At 42.5% G+C, this 21,471-nt stretch carries 20 protein-coding genes and 1 other RNA gene; 13 read left to right on the top strand and 8 right to left on the bottom strand.

The features are described from left to right. Positions 1–107 precede the first annotated feature (107 nt). A complete protein-coding gene (locus ACK8HY_RS16525) occupies positions 108–632 on the bottom strand; it encodes a hypothetical protein (protein ID WP_416134266.1) in 525 nt (174 codons plus the stop codon). A gap of 95 nt (positions 633–727) precedes the next feature. Here ACK8HY_RS16525 and ACK8HY_RS16520 point away from each other — a divergent pair, with 95 nt between their 5' ends. Together ACK8HY_RS16520 and ssrA are read left to right on the top strand one after the other, a co-directional pair. After that, entirely contained in the window at positions 728–2,758 is a 2,031-nt protein-coding gene (locus ACK8HY_RS16520; RefSeq protein ID WP_416134265.1) for a M3 family metallopeptidase, read from the top strand. A gap of 157 nt (positions 2,759–2,915) precedes the next feature. Next, positions 2,916–3,283: a transfer-messenger RNA gene (gene ssrA / locus ACK8HY_RS16515) on the top strand. 45 nt (positions 3,284–3,328) lie between these two features. Here ssrA and ACK8HY_RS16510 read toward each other — a convergent pair. Continuing rightward, positions 3,329–4,177, bottom strand: a complete 849-nt coding sequence (locus tag ACK8HY_RS16510) for an AraC family transcriptional regulator (RefSeq protein ID WP_077437529.1) — start codon at positions 4,175–4,177, stop codon at positions 3,329–3,331. 234 nt (positions 4,178–4,411) lie between these two features. On the opposite strand from ACK8HY_RS16510, the gene ACK8HY_RS16505 reads away from it, so the two are divergent. From ACK8HY_RS16505 to ACK8HY_RS16490, 4 genes are all read left to right on the top strand, one after another. Beyond that, positions 4,412–6,091 carry a GMC oxidoreductase gene (locus tag ACK8HY_RS16505; protein ID WP_416134264.1) on the top strand — a complete coding sequence of 560 codons (1,680 nt, stop codon included), beginning with the start codon at positions 4,412–4,414 and terminating at the stop codon, positions 6,089–6,091. 4 nt (positions 6,092–6,095) lie between these two features. Next, positions 6,096–6,662, top strand: a complete 567-nt coding sequence (locus tag ACK8HY_RS16500) for a gluconate 2-dehydrogenase subunit 3 family protein (protein WP_077437531.1) — start codon at positions 6,096–6,098, stop codon at positions 6,660–6,662. A 63-nt stretch (positions 6,663–6,725) separates the two neighbouring features. After that, on the top strand, positions 6,726–7,787 hold the full coding sequence (locus tag ACK8HY_RS16495) for a sugar phosphate isomerase/epimerase family protein (protein WP_077437532.1): 1,062 nt from the start codon (positions 6,726–6,728) through the stop codon (positions 7,785–7,787). Between the two features lie 21 nt (positions 7,788–7,808). Next, entirely contained in the window at positions 7,809–8,960 is a 1,152-nt protein-coding gene (locus ACK8HY_RS16490; protein WP_416134263.1) for a Gfo/Idh/MocA family protein, read from the top strand. Between the two features lie 122 nt (positions 8,961–9,082). Here ACK8HY_RS16490 and ACK8HY_RS16485 read toward each other — a convergent pair whose 3' ends face one another. Together ACK8HY_RS16485 and ACK8HY_RS16480 are read right to left on the bottom strand one after the other, a co-directional pair. Next, complete coding sequence (locus ACK8HY_RS16485; RefSeq protein ID WP_416134262.1) at positions 9,083–10,129, bottom strand: glycoside hydrolase family 18 protein; 1,047 nt, start codon at positions 10,127–10,129, stop codon at positions 9,083–9,085. A gap of 100 nt (positions 10,130–10,229) precedes the next feature. After that, positions 10,230–11,423: a DUF5009 domain-containing protein gene (locus tag ACK8HY_RS16480; RefSeq protein WP_416134261.1), complete on the bottom strand. Its 1,194-nt coding sequence runs from the start codon at positions 11,421–11,423 to the stop codon at positions 10,230–10,232. Between the two features lie 317 nt (positions 11,424–11,740). Here ACK8HY_RS16480 and ACK8HY_RS16475 point away from each other — a divergent pair, with 317 nt between their 5' ends. Continuing rightward, positions 11,741–12,256 carry a GNAT family N-acetyltransferase gene (locus ACK8HY_RS16475; RefSeq protein WP_416134260.1) on the top strand — a complete coding sequence of 172 codons (516 nt, stop codon included), beginning with the start codon at positions 11,741–11,743 and terminating at the stop codon, positions 12,254–12,256. A gap of 164 nt (positions 12,257–12,420) precedes the next feature. Here the strand turns inward: ACK8HY_RS16475 and ACK8HY_RS16470 are convergent, their stop codons facing one another. Then, positions 12,421–13,239 (bottom strand): universal stress protein, encoded by an 819-nt coding sequence (locus tag ACK8HY_RS16470; RefSeq protein WP_077437537.1) that lies wholly within the window; start codon positions 13,237–13,239, stop codon positions 12,421–12,423. Positions 13,240–13,357: 118 nt separating this feature from the next. Continuing rightward, positions 13,358–14,245 carry a sugar phosphate isomerase/epimerase family protein gene (locus ACK8HY_RS16465; RefSeq protein WP_077437538.1) on the bottom strand — a complete coding sequence of 296 codons (888 nt, stop codon included), beginning with the start codon at positions 14,243–14,245 and terminating at the stop codon, positions 13,358–13,360. Between the two features lie 258 nt (positions 14,246–14,503). On the opposite strand from ACK8HY_RS16465, the gene ACK8HY_RS16460 reads away from it, so the two are divergent. The 4 genes from ACK8HY_RS16460 to ACK8HY_RS16445 all read left to right on the top strand — a co-directional run bounded on the left by ACK8HY_RS16460 (position 14,504) and on the right by ACK8HY_RS16445 (position 17,225). Beyond that, positions 14,504–14,686 (top strand): hypothetical protein, encoded by a 183-nt coding sequence (locus ACK8HY_RS16460; protein ID WP_077437539.1) that lies wholly within the window; start codon positions 14,504–14,506, stop codon positions 14,684–14,686. A 159-nt stretch (positions 14,687–14,845) separates the two neighbouring features. Further along, positions 14,846–15,598 carry a helix-turn-helix domain-containing protein gene (locus ACK8HY_RS16455; RefSeq protein ID WP_175992082.1) on the top strand — a complete coding sequence of 251 codons (753 nt, stop codon included), beginning with the start codon at positions 14,846–14,848 and terminating at the stop codon, positions 15,596–15,598. Between the two features lie 71 nt (positions 15,599–15,669). Further along, complete coding sequence (locus tag ACK8HY_RS16450) at positions 15,670–16,275, top strand: DUF417 family protein (RefSeq protein WP_416134259.1); 606 nt, start codon at positions 15,670–15,672, stop codon at positions 16,273–16,275. A 449-nt stretch (positions 16,276–16,724) separates the two neighbouring features. Further along, complete coding sequence (locus ACK8HY_RS16445) at positions 16,725–17,225, top strand: helix-turn-helix domain-containing protein (RefSeq protein WP_077437542.1); 501 nt, start codon at positions 16,725–16,727, stop codon at positions 17,223–17,225. Here the strand turns inward: ACK8HY_RS16445 and ACK8HY_RS16440 are convergent. Next, the gene (locus tag ACK8HY_RS16440) at positions 17,197–18,243 is read right to left on the bottom strand and encodes a fatty acid desaturase (protein ID WP_416134258.1); all 1,047 of its coding nucleotides are present in this window, start codon (positions 18,241–18,243) and stop codon (positions 17,197–17,199) included. The genes ACK8HY_RS16445 and ACK8HY_RS16440 overlap by 29 nt on opposite strands. 184 nt (positions 18,244–18,427) lie before the next feature. On the opposite strand from ACK8HY_RS16440, the gene ACK8HY_RS16435 reads away from it, so the two are divergent. Beyond that, a complete protein-coding gene (locus tag ACK8HY_RS16435; RefSeq protein ID WP_416134257.1) occupies positions 18,428–18,922 on the top strand; it encodes a hypothetical protein in 495 nt (164 codons plus the stop codon). A gap of 322 nt (positions 18,923–19,244) precedes the next feature. Next, positions 19,245–19,907 carry a DUF6266 family protein gene (locus tag ACK8HY_RS16430; RefSeq protein WP_077437545.1) on the top strand — a complete coding sequence of 221 codons (663 nt, stop codon included), beginning with the start codon at positions 19,245–19,247 and terminating at the stop codon, positions 19,905–19,907. A 76-nt stretch (positions 19,908–19,983) separates the two neighbouring features. On the opposite strand, the gene ACK8HY_RS16425 is transcribed toward ACK8HY_RS16430, so the two are convergent. Then, positions 19,984–21,303, bottom strand: coding sequence for a MutS-related protein (locus ACK8HY_RS16425; protein ID WP_416134256.1), 1,320 nt, complete (start codon positions 21,301–21,303; stop codon positions 19,984–19,986). Between the last annotated feature and the right edge of the window lie 168 nt (positions 21,304–21,471).

Below are 21,471 nucleotides of genomic sequence, written 5' to 3'. Positions count from 1 at the left end.
TATACTGAATGGGCTATTCAATTTTCTTGGATAGCCCATTTTTTTATCAATCCCAGTTGTATCAATCTCCCTGTATTTTCCACAACGGTATATTCAAATATGTTCTTTTATTTGATATGCTCCATCACCTCGATGAATTTCTTACCCTTATTCTTCGGATCAAAAAGCATTTTTTCTACCTTATCCAGCTCAAGAGCCTCGAGATGAATAGGTAACAAACTCTCTTTCATCAACTTCAACATCTGATCCCAGTCCGCACGATTGATCTTGTGCTGAATCAACGCCATCATCTGTACGGCATTGCGGTATTCCTTACTTGTTTTCAGTTCAACCACCATATCCATCCAGTCACCATAAGTGAAAAGCCTATTTTTCACCTTTTGCAATTGTAAGGCTTTCATCTTGACCATATCATAGCCCAACAGCATCTCCGTGACGGAATCAATCTCCATACAGGCAGCGATTTTAGCATAATCTTTTGGGAACTCCAGCCGCGCATCGTCATCCAGCACCTTACAAAATGAAGGTATCTCCTTTTTTAGGGAATCACAGTTCTGCTGCCCCTGCACAGCAGTCGTTATGAAGACAAGTACAATAGCGGATATCCACGAATAAAAAGATTTTAATTTCATGCTTCGAAGATACCCATTTTTAGGAAATATCATCCCCAGCACATAATTTACATTGATTTTAGCGCTTCAGATAAATATTTATTACATTTACCTTTATGAGTATTTTAACAGAAAAATTCAAAACGAAGCATGATACCGCTCCGTTTTCACAGATAAAAAACGAAGATTATATCCCTGCGTTTGACGCAGCGATCCAAAAAACAAAAGATGAAGTTGACGCCATCGTCAACAATCCCGAAGCAGCTACATTTGACAATACCATTGCAGCGATGTCTTATTCCGGACAGACCTTAGATAGATTGTCCAGTATCTTTTTCAACCTGCATTCCGCGGAAACTAATGATGAACTGGAAAAGATCGCACAGGACGTTGCCCCAAAATTATCCGCTTTAGGTAATGATATTACCTTAAACTTTGACCTGTTCAAACGTGTAAAAGCTGTCTACGATCAAAAAGATCAACTGACGCTTACAGCAGAGCAAACAACGTTATTGGAAAAATCATACAAGGATTTTGTCCGCAATGGAGCGTTGTTGAACGATGAGCAGAAAGAACAGTTGCGTGCAATTGATGCTGAACTATCGCTTTTAAAATTAAAATTCGGGGAGAATGTCCTTGCGGAAACCAATGCTTATCAATTGCTGGTTACTGAGGAAAAAGATCTGGCTGGACTTCCGGAGGGAGCCATTGAGGCAGCCCTTGCATTGGCCAAAGCCAATGAAAAAGAAGGCTGGTTATTTACCCTGGATTTCCCAAGTTACCTTCCTTTCGTCACCTATGCCGACAACCGCGAATTGCGTCGGGAAATCACCTTGGCCGCAGGACGAAAGGCCTTTCAGGACAATGAGTACAACAACGTTCAAAATGTGTTGAAAATCGTAAAACTACGTTTTGAACGCGCCAAATTATTAGGTTATGCAACCCATGCAGATTTTGTGCTGGCTGAACGCATGGCACAGAATCCGACGAAGGTAACCGAGTTTCTGAACGATCTGCTCGGGAAGGCGAAACCAGCCGCGCAGCGGGAGTTTGCTGAATTAGCTGCTTTTGCCAAGAAACTGGACGGCATCGAACAGCTGGAGAAATGGGATGGTGCATACTATGCGGAGAAACTAAAACAAGAACGTTTTAATCTTGATGACGAGAAGCTTAAGCCCTATTTCAAGCTCGAAAATGTATTAAATGGTGCGTTTGAGGTTGCCCACCGTCTGTTTGGAATCAATTTCAAAGAAGTCAAGAATATCGAAACCTACCACGAAGAAGTACAGACCTTTGAAGTCACCAAAGATAATGGTGAATTGGTCGCTATCTTCTATGCTGATTTCTTTCCACGTAAAGGGAAACGAAATGGTGCCTGGATGACATCCTTCAAACCACAGTATGTGCAAGAAGGCAAACAAGAACGTCCGCATGTATCTATCGTATGCAACTTCACCCGTCCGACGGCAACAAAACCATCCTTATTGACCTTTCAGGAGGTAACAACCTTATTTCACGAATTCGGTCATGCGCTTCATGGCATGCTAGCTGACACGGTTTATCCAACTTTATCGGGCACCTCTGTCTATTGGGATTTTGTTGAATTGCCAAGTCAGGTCATGGAAAACTGGTGTTACGAAAAAGAGGCGCTGGAATTGTTTGCCAAACATTATGAAACCGGCGAGGTGATCCCCATGGAGCTGGTTGAAAAAATACGTGAAAGTGCATCTTTTCTGGAAGGAATGGCCACCATGCGCCAATTGAGCTTCGGCTTATTGGACATGGGCTGGCATGGGCAGGACCCGAGCGCCATTGCTGACTTAAAAGCATTCGAAGATGAACAATTCGCATCCACAAAATTGTATCCCGATGTAAAAGAGAATGCAATGAGTACGGCCTTTTCCCATATTTTCAATGGTGGCTATTCTTCAGGCTACTACAGCTACAAATGGGCCGAAGTACTGGATGCAGATGCGTTTGATTATTTCAAACAAAATGGCATTTTCAACACTGAAATTGCCCATAAATTCCAAGATAATATCTTATCCAAAGGCGGAACTGAACATCCAATGCTGCTCTATAAACGATTTAGAGGGCAGGAACCGTCTGTTGAGCCTTTACTCAAACGGGCAGGTTTACTGAAATAAGCAGCACGGAACTTTTATAAAGCCCCAGAAGATAAAAATCTGGGGCTTTCTTCTAGTGTATATCGATTCAACAGCCTCGTTCTCCTCAATTGATCGGCTAGAAAGAACCTTCTGTTGATTTATTATCAAAAAAGTCGTATCTTTGTAAGACATAATTGGGGTTGACCGGAATTGACAGGATGGAGACGGTTATGTAAGCATGTAGTGCGTTGTTAGTAGAGCACTTTAATCTGAACTTTCAGAATTATAACTGGCGAAGAAAACTACGCCTTAGCTGCTTAAGTTAGACTTAACATAGCTATTTGTCCCGTTAGATCCTGTTCTTTGGTTTAACATTCGGGGCATCGAACAATAGAACTGGCAAGTGTGATGTTGCTAAGCACTTGTGAGAAACAGCAACTACGGCGTACGGTATAGGTAAGCGACTCACCTTCCCTCGCCCGACAATCAAAGAGAAGCTAAACATGTAGAAAGCGTATACAGTACCATGACTGGACGAGAGTTCGAATCTCTCCAGCTCCACTAGAAAAGCCATATTCAACATTGAGTATGGCTTTTCTTCTTAAACTGCTATCCCACGCGAAACTGCTTTCTATATTTTAAGGGCGACACCTTTGTCACCACCTTGAATTGTTTGCTAAAATGCGCCCAGCTATTATAGCCACTATTATAACAGATATCAAGAATAGGCCGGTCTGTATCGCGCAGCAGTTTACAGGCATGACCGATCCGGAGTTCCTTGATAAAATCAAAGTAGCTCTTTTTGATATTCTTTTTGAAAAAGCGGCAAAATGACGAAACGGACATATTCGTACCGGAGGCGACCTCCTCCAGTGAAATAGGATTTAAAAAATTCTTAAAGGAATAATCTATTATTGCTTCGATAACCATGTTTTCTTCTCTACCGGCGATGGTATCGAAAGCCATCGTAATCACCTTCTGCTCATCTGATGATCCAATCCGTTCCATACAGTTCAATAATAACTGAATCCGTTGGAGTCCCTCCGCATTTTCTATTTGCCGGATCATGCGATCAATTTCTTTCGAGAGATTGCCTATCAGCTGGATTCCTGTGCTGTCATTTTTCAGCAATCCGGCGATCACATGCATCTCGGGCAGCGCCAGAAATCCCGCGCCCCAAAAGTCTTTCAGGAAATGAACCACAATAGCACTTCCCATGGCATCCGGCTTGGATTTACGAAACCAATGCGGCAGATCCGACCCAAGAAAAAACACGTCCCCTTGCTTGTAATCGCCTATATAATCACCAATAAGTGCTGTCCCATTACCTTCTGTGATCAGGATCAGCTCACATTCGGGATGTCGATGCCAGGCCGTTTCAAAAGTCGGCGTTCTGTAAGTACGACAGGCAAAAGAATACTGTTCTTCAACATGTATTTTCTGGATCAGGGTTTTCATGATAAACTTGCTATTAGCGAATACATCTGCTATCTAAACACATAAGATACAATTATAAACCTAAAAAATAGCAAGATAGCATATTTTTTCACCCAAATAGCAGTTGAAAGATGCTTGAACGATCCAGTAAATTTATCTCACACTACAGAAATATGGTTTAAACTGTAGGCGGGTATGGCAATACCCTATAAACCCAATAACTAATTATGAACACAACTCCAATAACGATCAAGTATGGAAACGAATAGGTATGACGCTATTGTCGTAGGTTCGGGTATCAGTGGCGGATGGGCGGCAAAAGAGCTTTGCGAAAGAGGATTAAAAGTCCTCATGCTGGAGCGTGGCGGTCCTTATGAACATATTAAAGATTATACCTCTGCCCTGAAAAATCCTTGGGATCTTCCGCACCGGGGAAGAACTACGCTTGAACAGCAAAAAAAATATCCTATTATCCACCGTGGTTGGGCCGCATCTGAGGCAATAATGGATGGCTGGGTCAACGAAGAAGATTGTCCCTATACCGAAGTGAAGCCATTTACCTGGTGGCGCAGCTACCGTATGGGCGGACGCTCCACCCTATGGGGCCGACAATCCTACAGACTGAGCCAGATGGATTTTGAAGCCAATGAACGTGACGGAATCGCAGTGCCCTGGCCCATTGGTTACAGGGATCTTGCCCCCTGGTATGATCATGTCGAAAAATTTGCAGGAATCAGCGGTTCAATAGAAAATATCCCGCATCTGCCAGATGGACATTTCCTTCCCCCCATGGAACTCAATTGTGTGGAAAAAGATGTGGCTAAACGCATCAAGCAAGTCTATGGCGGAAAACGTCATCTCATTATCGGCAGAACAGCGAATCTAACCGCCATGATCCCCGGCCGTACAAAATGTCAATTTAGAAACCGTTGCTGGGAAGGCTGTCCCTATGGAGGCTATTTCAGTACGCAATCTTCTACATTACCTGCGGCAATGAAGACCGGTAACCTCACTGTGCGCCCCTACTCTTTGGTTAAACAGGTATTATACGACAAGGATACCAAAAAGGCCACTGGCGTTGAGGTTTTAGATACCGAGACCAATCAAACCTATGCGTTCAAAAGTAAGGTGGTGTTTCTATGCGCATCATCCCTCAATAGCACCTGGATTCTATTTAACTCCGCCACGGATATCTGGCCCGAAGGTCTCGGTAGCAGTAGCGGAGAATTAGGCCATAATGTGATGGACCACCACTACAATATCGGCGCTTCGGGAACAATCGATGGCTTCGAAGACCGTTATGTATCCGGCCAAAGGGCCAATGGCTTTTACATCCCGCGATTCGTCAATATAGGTGAGGATAAAAGAGATTACCTGCGCGGTTTTGGCTATCAGGGCAGCGCAAGCAGGGAAGGCTGGGGCAGACATATCGCCGAACTGAATATCGGTGGCGATTTCAAAGATGCCATCAGTGAGCCCGGCCAATGGACCATCGGTGCCACAGCCTTTGGCGAGATGCTTCCCTATCATGAAAATAAAATCTCATTGGATAAAAACAAAAAGGACAAATGGGGCTTACCTGTATTATCAATGGATGCCGAACTGAAAGAAAATGAACTAAGGATGCGAAAGGACATGCTCGAAGAGACAAAAGCAATGCTCGCAGCCCTGGGAGTCAAAAATATTTCCGGCTGGGACAGCGGTCACGCTGTTGGCCACGGCATCCACGAAATGGGAACGGCAAGAATGGGACTCGATCCCAAATCTTCGGTGCTCAACAAGTGGAACCAAGTTTGGGACTGCCCCAATGTATTTGTCACAGATGGGGCCTGCATGACCTCTTCCGCATGCCAAAACCCCTCGTTGACCTATATGGCATTGACAGCGCGGGCCGTTGACTACGCCGTCAATGAATTGAAAAAAAACAATATTTAAGGCAATGGAAAGAAGAACACTTTTAAAGATGATTGCCCTGCTTACCGGAGGAGCAGTTATCGGCGGCAATGCCCTGCTGACTAGCTGTAATTCAAGCAAAACATCCGATCAAAAAAATCCCCTTGCTTTTGATCCGGAACAGGTAGCATTCTTAGATGAAGTCGCTGAGACCATACTTCCCACTACGCAAAAGAGCCCAGGTGCAAAGGCAGCCAAGGTCGGCGCTTTGATGACGGTTATCGTCAATGACTGCTATGAGTCTATGGATCAGCAAACCTTTTTAGAAGGCATCAATAAACTGGACGAAGCCTGCAACAAAATGCACCAACAGGGCTTCATGAAAGCCAGCCCCGAACAGCGGCTTGAATTATTGACTGCGATCAGTAAAGAAGCAAAAGATTTTATCGCAAAAAAAGGAGAATCCCACTATTTCACGATGTTTTATCAGCTGACCCTCTTGGGCTATTTCTCTTCCCAGATCGGTTACACCAAAGCGCGGCGCTATAATGTCGCTCCGGGCTGGTATAGTGGCGATGTACCCTATAAAAAAGGGGATAAATCCTGGGCTTAAACAACGAACAGAAAAATATAAGGTCGCCCCACGGGGTCACCTGTTTCACCAAAAAAAAGCTTTATGACAACAATTAAAGGACCGGCTATCTTTTTGGCACAATTTGCCGGCGACGACGCACCTTTCAATACACTGGACAGTATCTGTGCATGGGCAGCCTCCATCGGTTACAAGGGAATTCAGATACCCACTTGGGACGCGCGATTGATCAATCTACAGAAAGCCGCGGAAGACAAAGACTATGCACTCGAGCTTAAGGCCACCGTGCAATCCTATGGACTGGAGATCACCGAACTATCCACACATCTCCAAGGGCAGCTGATCGCCGTAAATCCTTCTTTTGACCCACTATTCGATGCATTCGCCCCACAAGAGCTGCATAATAAACCCAAAGAACGACAGCAATGGGCTGTACAACAGCTCCATTATGCGATCAAAGCCTCTCATCATTTAGGTTTGAAAGCCCTCGCAACCTTCAGCGGCGCATTTCTTTGGCCCTACGTATACCCCTGGCCACAACGGCCGGAGAATCTGATCGAAACAGGGTTCACTGAGCTTGCCAACATGTGGCTTCCCATACTGGATGTCTGCGAACAATACGATGTGGACCTCTGCTATGAGCTCCATCCGGGGGAAGACCTGCATGACGGCATCACCTTCGACATGTTCCTCGCAAAAGTCAATTATCATAAGCGGGCAAATATCCTGTACGATCCTTCACATTTTGTACTGCAATGCCTCGATTATCTACAGTTCATCGACATCTATCACGAACGTATCAAAATGTTCCATGTCAAGGATGCCGAATTCAACCCATCTGGCCGACAAGGGGTCTATGGTGGCTATCAGGACTGGCAGGCAAGAGCCGGCCGTTTTCGCTCGATTGGCGATGGGCAGGTGAATTTCAAAGCAATCTTCACCAAACTCACACAATATAACTTTCAGGGCTGGGCAGTCCTGGAGTGGGAATGTGCCTTTAAAAATTCTGAGGATGGGGCACGCGAGGGAGCCCAGCATATCAAGGAGTACATCATCCGGGTAAGTGACCAGGCATTTGACAATTTTGCTTCTGCCGGCAGCGACAATAACCTGAACCGCAAATTGATTGGTTTATCAGAGGAGTAATAGCCTAAAAATACAAGTAACATGGAAATCAGAAAAATCAGAATGGGCATGGTTGGCGGCGGCAAAAATGCATTTATCGGCGCCGTGCACCGTATGGCCGCAGGTATAGATGGACAGGTCGAACTATGTTGCGGGGCGCTAAGTTCGGATCCTGTCAAAGCAAAAGAATCCGGTCAATTACTTTCGCTCCCTGAAGATCGGATTTATACGGATTTTCGGGAAATGATCCTGCGCGAAAGTGAGTTACCGGCTGATCAACGGATGCATTTTGTAAGTATCGTAACCCCAAATGTAGCCCATTTCGAACCAGCGATGCTCGCCCTCGAACATGGTTTTCATGTGCTGCTCGAAAAGCCCATGACATTCAGCCTGAAAGAAGCGGAATTATTGCAGCAGAAAGTCAGTGAAACAGGACTGTTGCTCTGCGTCACCTATACCTATTCGGCCTATCCCATGGTCAAACAGGCACGTCAGCTCGTGCGTGAAGGCGCGCTCGGTGACATTCGCAAAATTATGGTCGAATATCCACAGGGCTGGCTCAGCACCCTGATCGAGAACGAATCTCCCTTGGCCGCCTGGCGCACAGACCCCGCAAAAGGAGGCCTAAGTAGCTGTATGGGAGACATTGGCACACATGCAGCCCATTTAGCGGAATACATTTCAGGTTTAAAAATAACCAAGGTATGTGCCGATCTCCGAACAGTTGTAGCAGGAAGACGCCTGGAAGATGACGGCAATGTATTGCTAGGATTTGAAAATGAAGCTACGGGCGTGCTCTCGGCCTCGCAGGTAGCCGCAGGCGAAGAAAATGCATTAAAAATAAGGATATACGGCGAAAAAGCCGGTTTGGAATGGAATCAGCAGGATCCCAACACCCTCTTACTGAAACCACTGAATGCGCCTGCCCAGCTGTTCCGTGCAGGACAACAGTATCTCAGCCCGCTCGCGCAACATAACAGCCGTCTACCCGCTGGACATCCAGAAGGGTATGTTGAAGCATTTGCCAATATCTATCGGAACTTTTCGGGCACAATTCTCGCGAAACTAAACGGTACTACCCCTTCCGAGGCCCTATTGGATTTTCCTACTGTGGAGGATGGAACGCGGGGTATGAAATTTATCGAAACCGTGATCGCTTCGGGGCAGTCCAGTCAAAAATGGACAGTATTCTGACCGCTAGCAAAATAAGATAGACGGCTAAGAAGCTCCCCTAACCGGAATCACTGCTTGTCAATCAAATAACCTGACAGACAAACCAGTAATTCCGGTTTTTCATTGTATCCTTAGCGAATCTTTTATCTGATGATCCCTCGATATACCGCATCCCGTAATACTCCCCCTTCTGTATCACCGGCATATTCCCAGTACATCGCCCCCAGCAGGCCCAGCTCATGTACATAAGCACATTTCAGCGCAATGGATTCCGGTGTTTCAAAAGTCAGCACCAATGTTCCCTCGGCATTGGCCAGGTAATGCGCCTTCGCTACATCATCCCATTTCTGTTCAAAGCCCTGCAAATTCAGGAGATCCTTATAGTCTATAAATCCCTTGATATCCGTTTTATTTCCCCGCCCATAAAACGGAATACCGAGCACCAGTTTTTCGGCAGGCATACCAGCAGCGATATGGGCTTTGACAGCTTCAGCACAGGTGGTACGCCCCGATAGCGCTGAACGATGCAAGCTTGCATGATGGTAGGGTGGATTTCCGGAATCATAAGTCATGATATTCACAAAATCCACATCGTTTTTAATCTGATCAAAGGCAATATATTGACCACTTGATACCGAAGCAAGTGTCAATAGCTTTTTCTTACCGATAGTTTTCCGGATATCCCGCATCAGCAGGGTGAAATTCTCCGTATCCGTCTCCCCTGCTGAAATACCCGCAGAAGAGTTGGTCGGGTATTCCCAATCGATATCGATGCCATCAAGTTTGAACTCTTTTACAACCCGTGCACAGTCTTTGGCAAATTTCTCCCGGTGAACGATATCGGCAGCCATTTCACTAAAACGACCACTCCCCCAGCCACCGATGGACAGCAGCACTTTCAAGTGCGGATGTTTCTTCTTTAGGTCAGTGATGCTTTTTAATCTTGTTTCATTATCAATACGAACGCCGTCGAAGCTATCGTTTACATGTCCAAAAGCATAGTTGATATGGGTCAAATACGCGGGATCCGGCATGACAGTTGACCAGGATGTCACATAAGCAATCACTACCTTATTATGTTTTTCTACCGCCCAGCTCCGTTGCGGACTGACGGCCATTAACCATAAGCTGATCACCATTAAGCAAACGTGTAGTAACCTGCGCGGATTTACAAGATTTTTAGGTTTCATATATATTATAATTTAGATAATAAACAGCACTGATTCTGAATCTATAAATGGATCCCCTGTTCCAGTTAACATGAAAAACAAGTAAGGACCTGGCTCCTGTTTAAAGTTTTAAATAGATATTTATCTTTTTCAATAAAATGGCATACCAGAGCATCACAAAAGCCCATACCAGCGAACCACCGACGGCCAGTAGTATATTGCCCGTTTGCTTGTAGAAAAACAAAGGAATCTGCAATCCCCAACAGATAAAATAAATTAAATCAGGTGCAAGATAAGTTGTCAAAGAATTTTTTCCAGCCTCTTCAAAGACAAATATTCCTATATGGTATTTCCGGATATCGATTATATAGTAAATAACAAGCAGTAAAAGCAGGCTAATACCACAACAGAGTAATGCCCAGCTTGGTGTGCCTTGAATCTTGGAGAATATAAACCAGGAGCGCAGTATAAATCCACCGCTCAACCATAGTAATCCAATAATCAGCATCCAAGGTAAAAGTAGTTTAGGTGTGGCAGCATACCGTTTGATCAATATACCAATGATTGTCCCCGCCAATACAATACAAGGCACATTGCCCGACAACAGCACCCCAAGGTAGTCTCCGATGATCGGAATATGCAATTTGAGCGCTGTCTGTGACAGTATATTCAGCACGAGAAACAATAACCAAAAGCATACTACAACAGGGAGCTTTCCCCGACTTAACAGAAATGTCGTGGCTGCAGCAAAATAGCCCCATCCGATCAATCCCAAGATTCCCCACCAACCGATCTCCAAGCCTTTGCCCCCGGCAGCTTTAAAGCAGTAAACCAGATAACAGATCCCCAAGACTCCGAGCAAACGCAGTCCTTTAAATAGAGCTTGATTGCCCAATGCTGTTGGATATTTATTCCAGATCAGAAACACACAAAGGTACAGGAGACCCAACCACAAAAAGCTGGACATACCCGTCAATGAAGCATCCACACGCCCACCGTTAAGAATCAAGACGCCTATAAGGATTAAACTTGCCGTGCGGGTAACCACATGCATATATATCAACCGGGTAGATTCCCCCAGCTTCTCACGGGCAGCCACTGCGTATGGCACAGCCATTCCGACCATAAAAAGAAATCCCGGAAACACCCAGTCCGCCAGTCCCATGCCATCGACATCAGCTTTGGTATGCAATAGCCATTGCGGGACACCAGGTGCGAATAGATCGTTGACAAATAACATCAGAAATAGCGTCATACCCCGCATGACATCCATTGAGCGGATTCGGATGGACTGTTTAGCTTGTTGTTGATCCATAATGATACGATAAAATCCAAAGAAATAATTGGTACAGCCCAAATATCCCGTAGAGCAATGCGGTTGGGAATTATTGAACTGCAGACATCGCTCCGCCTACATTTAGGTTTATAATTTCAGCAGACAGAATAGCTATTTGCCTTCCCTAAGATGAGTAAATTCTACCATATTCAGGAGAAATAATTGTTCAAATTAGTGTAATATTTGTTTTTATCACCTATTTCCTGAAATGTAAAACAAAAGAAAAACTTGATCAACATACAGCAACTATAAGGTAAAACCAATATTTTTGACCTAAGTTCTAAACAGCATATAACATGAGCCAGTTAAGATTTCGTGACGCTATACAAGAAGATTTACCTCGTATCGTAGCGATATACAATACCACCATTGCTTCCAGAATGGTTACTGCAGACACCAGTCCGGTAACGGTGGAAAGCAGACAGAAATGGTTTGACGAACATAGCCCGTCCAAGAGACCGCTATGGCTGGTAGAGGATCAGCATACTATTGTCGGCTGGGTCAGCTTCCAATCTTTTTACGGTCGTCCGGCATACGATGCTACGGTAGAAATAAGCATCTACCTGGATGAGCAGCAGCGTGGGCGCGGATTAGGCAAGCAAATTCTCCAATACTGTATAGAGAAAGCTCCAGGCCTGGGCGTACATACCTTATTGGGTTTTATCTTTGCGCACAACCTACCCAGCATCAGCCTATTTGAAAAAATGGGATTCCGGGAATGGGCGAACCTTCCCGATATTGCTACACTGGATGGTGTGGAACGAAGTTTAAAGATATTGGGGAAAAGAATAGACTCTACAGATCGCGAGTAACATTTATAGCTCGCACAATAAAATACCTTAATAGAAAAAGAAAGCCTGTCAAAATATATGGACAGGCTTTCATTTATTTTGAGCATAGCTATCAGAAAACAATGCTATCCTTCAGCATCTTTCACAACAATTTTGGAAGCGCTATAAAAATAGTGCAACCGGAGTTATATGGATATTGTCAACAAGGGCACATCGAGGCCAGAAGCCATCATGCGTGTTTTACTGCGATGTGTCAACGAGCTCCAGAAACCATATTTATAAGGGATCATGACCAAAAGGTCCGTCTGGCTTTCTTTGACTTCATCACGAATGGCCTTCACCACTTCATTTGACGTTACATGTTTATAGTAGTAGCTGACGATTCCCATCACATCGCTGATAGCTTCACGGGTTGCATTGCCTTTTTCTTCGTTAAGCTGTTCTACGGTTTTACGGATATTGAGTACTTCCAATACCGCGTTGAAGTCCGCCGCAAAATCTTTTACTTTTTCCAGGATCTCCTTTTGAACTCCACGAACAACGTCACAGGCGAATAAAATATGTTTAAGGCCGGTAAATTGTGCTCCCAATGGTACGGAGAGAATAGGAATTTTTAGTCTACTGATGGCTGCTGTCGTCGTATTGCCCAGCATATCCTGGTCAAATGACCGTTTTGCCATACCCATGACCAATAGATCGGCGCCTGTTTCCTGAATACATTTTGTCATCTGATCATAGAACAGCCCCGTAGCAAGGTAAGGGATGACCGGTACCCCTTTCTGTTGGGTGATAGCCTCTGCTTTATGTTGTAGAATCCTGTTTTGGTGTTCAAAGATTTTGAACATAGAATCGGGAGAAAGACGTGCATTCATCGCATGGATGGAAGGATTCTGAAGGGAAAATAAGATAATCTCATATTCCTTACCCACAAAAACTTCCATGATAAAACTCAAGGCATGTTCGGCCTCTTCCGCATAGTCTGTAGCAACAATAATCCGTTTCATATGATCCGATTTAATACGATTAAACAATTCCTTAATGATCCCATTAAGTTACCGAAAAATAATAAATCTATCAACCGGACAATTGTCTCAGCACCGTCAATTTTCTCCCGATTCAGGGCTATTTTGAATAGCTGGCTTTTACAAAGGGAGCCTTTTTGAGGTAGTCTATACTTTGCTCGAGCCCTGTGTAAATATCATTGCGTGTATCTTCCAATTCAACGAACAGATATTCAAGTCCACCTGCTTTGGTATTGTTAAAGATTGCATCAAATCCGACCATTCCACTTTGACCGATTTCGCGGTGATCTTTGATATGTAAGGCTTTAAATCTGCCTGCATACTTGTTGAAATAATCCACAGGGCTCACATCGCCGATGACAGCCCAGTAGACATCCATTTCAAAAAATACATTTTGGGGGTTGGTATGCTCCAACATGTAGTCGTACATCACCTGATCTTCCACCTTTTTAAATTCATGTGCGTGGTTGTGGTATCCATACAGAATTCCCTGTTGGCGGCATTTTGCACCCACGGCATCCAGGTAGCGGCATTGTGTTTCAAGGTCTTTGATCGTCTTGGGTACATCCATCCAAGGTGTCACAATATATTTCATACCGGCAGCTTTGTGGGCGGCGATACATTCATCCCACCATTTCAGGGATTCAGAGAAATCTCCGGATGCAAGTTCCTGCGGGGACAGTGTTTTTGTCGCGTGTGAAGACAACACCTTCATACCTGTCTTTTCCACTTTCGCTTTAAATTCCTGTGGGCTAAGGTTGTAGAATTTACCCGCTTTATAGCCCGCAGCTTCTACTCCTGTGTACCCCAGTGCAGCGATCTTTTGTAGAATTTGATCGAAATTCGGGTTCTTACTGATTTCTTCACGTACAGAGTATAACTGTAGGCCAATTTCTTTTTTTGCGGCTTTTTGTTGCGCAAAAGTCGGATTGATGGCCAATAGCATACAGCTCGCCATTAAAGATCCGATAAGTGTTCTTCTTTTCATGAGTTTTATTTATTCATAGACCTATCCAACACGAAAGCTATGGTAAACATTAGTTTACGGGCTGTTTAGGTTTATTCGTGTTAAGTGCAGCTGCAATGTATGCAAATCCGTTAAAAAACACAACGTTTTGCTTCTTTATTTATTCACATCGCTGCGATTCTCAGCCATAACGACGACCTTCGCTGAACCCGAAAATCGAACATTTTAAACGATTTGCTTCTCAAACTTGTTATAGGAGTAAAGACAACACTTAAAAAGATGGAAAATCAATTCAACACCCCGGAACATAGCCACGAGAAGCAGGAGGAGAAATTGCCTCCTGTAGCCGTTGAAGAAAAAGACGATGCACCTGCTGGCCGCAATATCAAACGAACGATTATTATTGCCGTTTGTGTGCTGATTGTATTTTATTTGATCTATTATTTTATGAGCGAGAGGTAGAATATAGAAATAGAGGTGATTGATGATTATATTATATGAGGCTCATCATTATAAATTTTGTATTTTACCGCTATGTCATCGTCACTTATCCAAGTTGGAATCCCAGAAATGCTGTCTGAAAGCTCGGAACTAACCGAACCTTTCTATTTCATTATATTAATGGAACAAGAACTTCATTTTTCAATAGATTTAGTACCTTACCGATCTGTTACGAAAAGTATTTTATTCCTGTCTCCTTTTCAGCTGTTTTCCATTAAAGAAAAGCTACCTGAACATACTCGGGTTTTAAAGTTTCATGGTGATTTCTATTGCATCGAGTATCATAAGGATGAGGTAGCTTGCAATGGTTTATTATTCAACAACATCTACCAGCAACCACATGTGGCGTTGACACAAGACGCATTTCAGGAAATTACTGCGATCATAGACAAAATAGATCATCTAAAATATTCGTCCGCTTCCTTTGATCAGGCTATTACAAAGACCTACCTCCAGCTTATCCTTGCCATTGCAAGTAAACAGAAAATATTGACCAATAAACTATCCTTGACAACCACATCACGTAAGGATCCTGTTGATGGTTTTGAGCAACTTTTGGAAAGTGAGTATAGAACCCATAAAAGTGTCGCTTTTTACGCAGAATACTACAATCTGAGTTCAGCTGCTTTTACAAAAAAAGTGAAACAAAGATGGGGTAAATCGCCCTCCACACTCATTCAGGAACGTATTGTACTCGAAAGTAAAAGACTTCTTCACTTGACCCCGAAGAGCATCAAAGAAATTGCAGCTGAACTACAGTACCTGGATGAGTTTTATTTCAGTAGATTTTTCAAAAAAATGACCGGCGTATCCCCAAAAATCTTTCGCGAACAGGTCGGACTATCTATTGTTGTCCAAAAGTCTATGTTATAACCCTATTTGTCCATGTTTTGAAGATCTAATCCTACCTAATTTTGCTTTATTCTTTAATCAAACAAAGCAAGATGGAAAAAATAGTAAACCTACTCGCCACAAGCCAAAACGGCCTGATCAATTTTGCCCGCATCGCGATATTTATCGTCATGGCCTGGATAGGTGGTTTAAAAACGTATCAATACGAAGCGGATGGCATTGTTCCATTTGTCATCAATAGCCCTTTTATGAATTTCTTTTATCACAACACCGGAAAATATGCCGAGGATAAAAATGGAAAACTAGTTCCCGAATATCAGCTATTCAAAAACCCAGAAGGTCTGATGGTTAAGAAAAATATGAGCTGGCATCAACAAAATGGGACCTATACCTTCTCTTATCTACTAGGTTTCGTAATCGTCGTCATTGGTTCGATGACTTTGTTGGGAATCTGGTTTCCAAAAATAGGTTTATGGGGTGCCCTATTTACGATCGGAATGTCCATTGTGACCCTAACTTTTCTCATGACCACACCTGAGAGCTTTGTTCCAAAACTAGATGGTGATTTACCCTCACCAAACGTTGGCTTCCCCTACCTATCAGCAGCAGGTCGTTTGGTCATAAAAGATGTTATTATGCTAGCGACAGCCTTGCTCATTGCTTCCGATAGCGCAAAGCGTATACTTGCCAATAAATAATTCACTGTTTATCTGGGCGCCTATTGTGAAGAAAGAACACGACAAGCAGGGAGATTACAAGCACCATCAAAAGAGAAATAAGTGACTTACCGCAGCCCCAGCTGAAATTGACGGATTTTGTGGAAAACCGAAGCTGGGCAAGTCGAGTTTTTCATTTGGCATGCACTAGATCAGGCCTAGCACAGGTAGATAGGGTCATTTTGCAATTTTTTAAACATATTGACAAAAACAAAATACAACATTAATAGACTATCAATAAAAGAACAAACATCTACAATTAAGACAAATACAAAATAATATCATTAAATAATATTCACAAAGAACAATTTTGACATAAAACATTCTTTTAAATCCATGTCATAACGAATTTAAAGAAAAAAAATATAATAGCAAATTTTCAAACAAAATAATATACAAATTTTTGCACAAATTGTTATTCAATTCGTTACATGACGGATTATAACAAACTTAAACTGGACTGGATTGGCTTACGCTTTCGTACAAGACGTAATGAACTGTATTATTCCTTGAGAGATGTGTCAAACCTGACAGGCATTTCAACAGGAACTTTAAATGGCATCGAAAAAGGTAGAGACCTCACCATGACCAACTTCCTGCTATTGTGCCATAGCCTTGAAATTCAACCCAGGGAATTTTTTCAGGACGACATCACGTTCAGCCCCCCATATTCCCTCTCCCCGGACGTACAAGAAAGAATCTCGATCAATAAGAAACTGGATCAACTGGTTTACCACTCTGATTTCTTTCATCAGCCCAAACGTGTTGCCGAAGTACTACATAAACTGGACGTCGATAAAAGTCATAGCAACAAGTTCTCGGTTTATCTATCCGCTTATTGCGAAGAAGGAACGCTTTCATACGAGCAACATGGCAATTACAAGGAGTACCGAAAAAGTGACTTTACTTTGAAAACTCCCGAAAACGGTTAGCCCTTTTGAAAGTACCCAGATCATTGAACCGAACACCATACTTTCGCAGCACCGCCTGTGCTTTCTTACGGCCGATATGACGCGCATAAAAAGTTTCATTGACGACAAAATGGTGGATACTGTGTGTCCAGCCAAAAAAGAAACAGAATAATTGCATCGGATAAGTCCACCAGATATTGAGCACCTGCGTCTGTTCGATCACATTTCCTTCCTCCACATCACCAAAATAATGCATGTTGGAGGTGATAAAATGTAGGCAGAACTGCCGCAGTAAATTAGGCAACAGGATCGTATAAATAATCACATGTAGACTTATCAACATGTTATCCACATAGTGTGGAAAACTAAAATCTATCACAGATCGTCCATTTAACCAGTCCATTAGCGCGTCCGCAAAAAAGAAATATAGGATAACGTGTGCAAAAATTGTCACGGGAACGATACTCAAGAACATAATCTGTTTTAATTTGGATGATGTCTCCACTTTCAGGTTTCCATTCTTCACTTCCCGATCCATATCACTAAACATACGATGCAGGCGCAACAGTCCTCCCAAAACAACATCCGGTGTTGTCAACAGCCGTTTGATTGTCCATCGTTCACCATTGGTTACGCTACGTTCCTCCACATCATGTAATGTTCCCGAAAATTTATGATGATGGTGATGTAAGGTACGCCGGATCCAGGGGTTTACGGTCAATGGGCGTAAGATCCAAACGCTAAAAAGCATAAAATGATGTACGGCTTTCTGCTTCTTAAAATATAGCCAATGAATAAGATCATGCTCAATTTCATGCAACACGCCCATAAAAAATGCATTCGCAACAATCATCAGCCAAGTGGGAACAACGGCCTTGTACCAACCGATCGATACCGCAAGGATCGCAACAATGGCCACTAAAAATATAACCAATCCAATACTGTTCTGAAGGTTTAATATCGGATAAGCCCTTTTTAGCTGCTGATAGGACAGATTGATCTCCTTTCTGATCCGACTCGACTTTTCTTGATGTGTCAATGTAATGTGATTTTAAATACAAAAATACGTTTTTTTAACGGACATCACTACCCTTTCCCATTAGAATTAAGGATCTCCCTAAACCTGGTATCAAACTAGGTATCACATTTTTTCAGCTAAAACTGTAACATAATTCGCTGCTACCATACTAATGTGGAAAATAAACATATTAAACTGAACAGTTATGGAAAAGAGATCTATTTACAACTGGAAAAACAATTTCTTGGGAAATAAATCAAAGTTATATAAACAGGATAGCCTGATAGGTTCATTGGAATCCAATGACTGGACACTGGATGCCAATGTTTCTATCCGCTCGGATCAATATCGCTTTATCAATAAAGGACTTTTCAATCCCTATACCGAAATACGAAATAAATACGGTGAACTGATCGGTGACATCGAATACAACAACTGGACAGGTGGGGCAACCATCAGTCTTATTGACAGGAAATACAAATGGAGTACTCGTAATATGTGGCTGTCGTCCTGGAAAATCGAAGATGAACAGGGCGAACTAGTTGAAATCAATCCTTCTGTCATGGGCAATGGTGGTACAATAGAGAGTAAAGCGAATAATGAACTCTTGTTATCGATCAGTCTATATCTCCAAAAGAGAACTACCGTCATGTATTCAATGATTGCACTTATTCCAGTCTTCACCATACTTCTATTTTAAGCAATCTCTACAATAGTTATTACGATATGCTACAAAACAGGCGAAATGCCTGTTTTTTTTTGCGAGATCAGCAGGAGCCCCCTGTGCTTCTTCCACACAAAAGATGGGGAACAGCAAGGATTCAACTGGGGGCTTTCTTGTAATTTAACAGGGACTTTATTCGGACATAATAGGGACCTCATTCGGACTTCATTCGGATAAAAGCGTATAAACTCCCTATTACATCCCTATTTTGTATCTATTAAATTACAATGAATCTAGGAGTTAAAGCAAACCTTTCCCCCACTTGTCTGTTAACAGCTTCAAACCAAGTATAAAAATTATGGCACGAGTAAATAATGGAGCAAACGGTGCCCCCTCCGGAAAAGTTGGCGCTGTCGTATTTTGCAAATGGAAGGATATCACCTATGTACGTTCCCTTCCTAAAGTCAGAAAAAAAAGAAAACTATCGGACAGCGAGGAAAAAAACAGGGGTAAATTTGGCTTTACACAAACTTTTCTGGCCCCGTTTACAAAATTTTTCCGCTTAGGTTTTCAGCATTATGCAGAAAACATGACCGCTTTTAATGCGGCTATGTCCTATCATCTTGAACATGCCGTCCTCATGGGGGCACAGGGGCCTGCCATCAATTATGAAAAATTTGCGATCAGTAGAGGATTGGACGATCTTATTGTTTCCACATCCACCGAGATCGTAGACCATAAACTCGAAATCAAATGGGAACCCAAAATGACTAAGGAACTGCTGAACCATGAATTAATTGACTTTAGGGCCATGGCGCTCTTACTACCTGAAAATTCAATGGATCAATCAAATGGACTGCTATTGGGTAATAGCATCGAACACCGATCCCAGTTGATCGACCTACCTAAGATCAGTGAAAGCTCAATTTTTCATGTCTATCTGGGTTTCGCAGCGACAGATGGCAGCAATCGTAGCATGAACAGCGTTTATGTCGGCAAAATTACTGCAGAAAAAGAATGATTTGGAATAAAGACAATATTGTCCTTATCAAACTGAAGAAATAGTTATGCCAAATGCGTGTTGATGATAAACAGGATTATTTCATTAATTCCTGAAAAGAAGTAAATACGCCGCTTTTGTTCAATAACCACATTCCCAGACGCTCATAGGCAATCCCGTCACTGATTTTATAGGTAAAAAAAGGTAAGCCTGCATGGTCTTTCTCAATATTCAGTCTTTTAAAACTAATGTTACTCAGCCCTTTTAGCTTTTCAGCCAACTCTGCAATATGGGAAGATACAATCGCGAATGGCCCATCAATTACAGTAAAGAATTTCATCACTTCAAATATTGCCAGTGAAGCATCTTCGTTATTCGTTCCCTTAAACAGCTCGTCCAGGATGATCAGGGCATTTGACTTAGGCTGTAGCTGATCTGCGATTTCTTTAAGCCGAATCCCTTCATTATAAAAATGACTGTAGCCCAAATCTATATTATCGTTTATATTGATTGAAGTGAATAATCCATCCAGTACATCCGTTTCCATGGCGAGGCCGGGGACAGGAAAACCGATATGGGCTAAGTAAACAGCTATTGCTATCGACTTGATTAAGGAGGATTTACCAGCCATATTGGCTCCTGTAAGAAACCAGACCTTCTCTGAGCGCGCCATAAAAATATCGTTGGGTATTGGCTTCGAGTGAAAAAGATGGTATAATCCCGCAATACAGAGTTTCCCCGTTTCCCCCTTTTTGGTAAAAACCGGGAAACAATGGGCTTTGTGCCTGAAGGATTTTGCAATTGCTAAATAGGCGTCAGTTTCGTACAAAAAGCCCAAAATGGATTTAAGTTCCTTCAATAAATCACAACGAATAATATGGTTATAAATATCAAAGTTAAAATGAGTGACATGAAGTTTAGCGCTACGGAAATTATCGGTTTTCAATATCTTTTTTAAACAGTATTTAGATTTTTCGAAATATTCGGCAATATCCGCATCGTCATTTACCTGCATTACCACAGCTAAAAATCGATGAAAGTTAAGTAATACATCAACGATTTCGATCATCGATCGCTTGGTATAAAAATACGTTGGAGAACTTACTCTGAATACGTTCAGCACATAAAGGAAAGACTTCGCGTTGGGAGTTGGGACCAAAAACTTTTCCAGGTCCAAAAGTATGGATTTATCAAAATAAAAGGAATGATCCACGAATGGTAACATACGTTTTATCTTATTATGCCTTTCCGCAATCAGGTTTAAGTTAGTCGTCGGAGATAAAAAAAAACTTTGCAATACCCGACTTCCTCCGTCCGTCGTTGTGTTGCTGAAAAAGTCAAGAACACTCCGTCCAAAAGTACTGCTGAGTTGCAGGTCTTTTTTTGTCTGTTCGTCAATTAGAAATCTGTTAGCCATTTTTTATATCTCAGGTCAGCTTTCGCAATGATCGATGCTTATACTGTTCGTTTATTTTTGATTATACCCTCAGAAAAAACCTCGCTGAGTGGCTCTACCTAAATTAACTAAAAATATGGCGAATACATCAACGTAAAAATATATTTACGGAATATTACTTCATAATAA

It is taken from the genome of Sphingobacterium sp. NGMCC 1.201703, from assembly GCF_047784615.1.
In the GTDB taxonomy this organism is placed as follows: domain Bacteria; phylum Bacteroidota; class Bacteroidia; order Sphingobacteriales; family Sphingobacteriaceae; genus Sphingobacterium.
The sequence above is the reverse complement of the archived record's forward strand: the minus strand, read 5'-3'. Positions and strand labels throughout refer to the sequence as shown.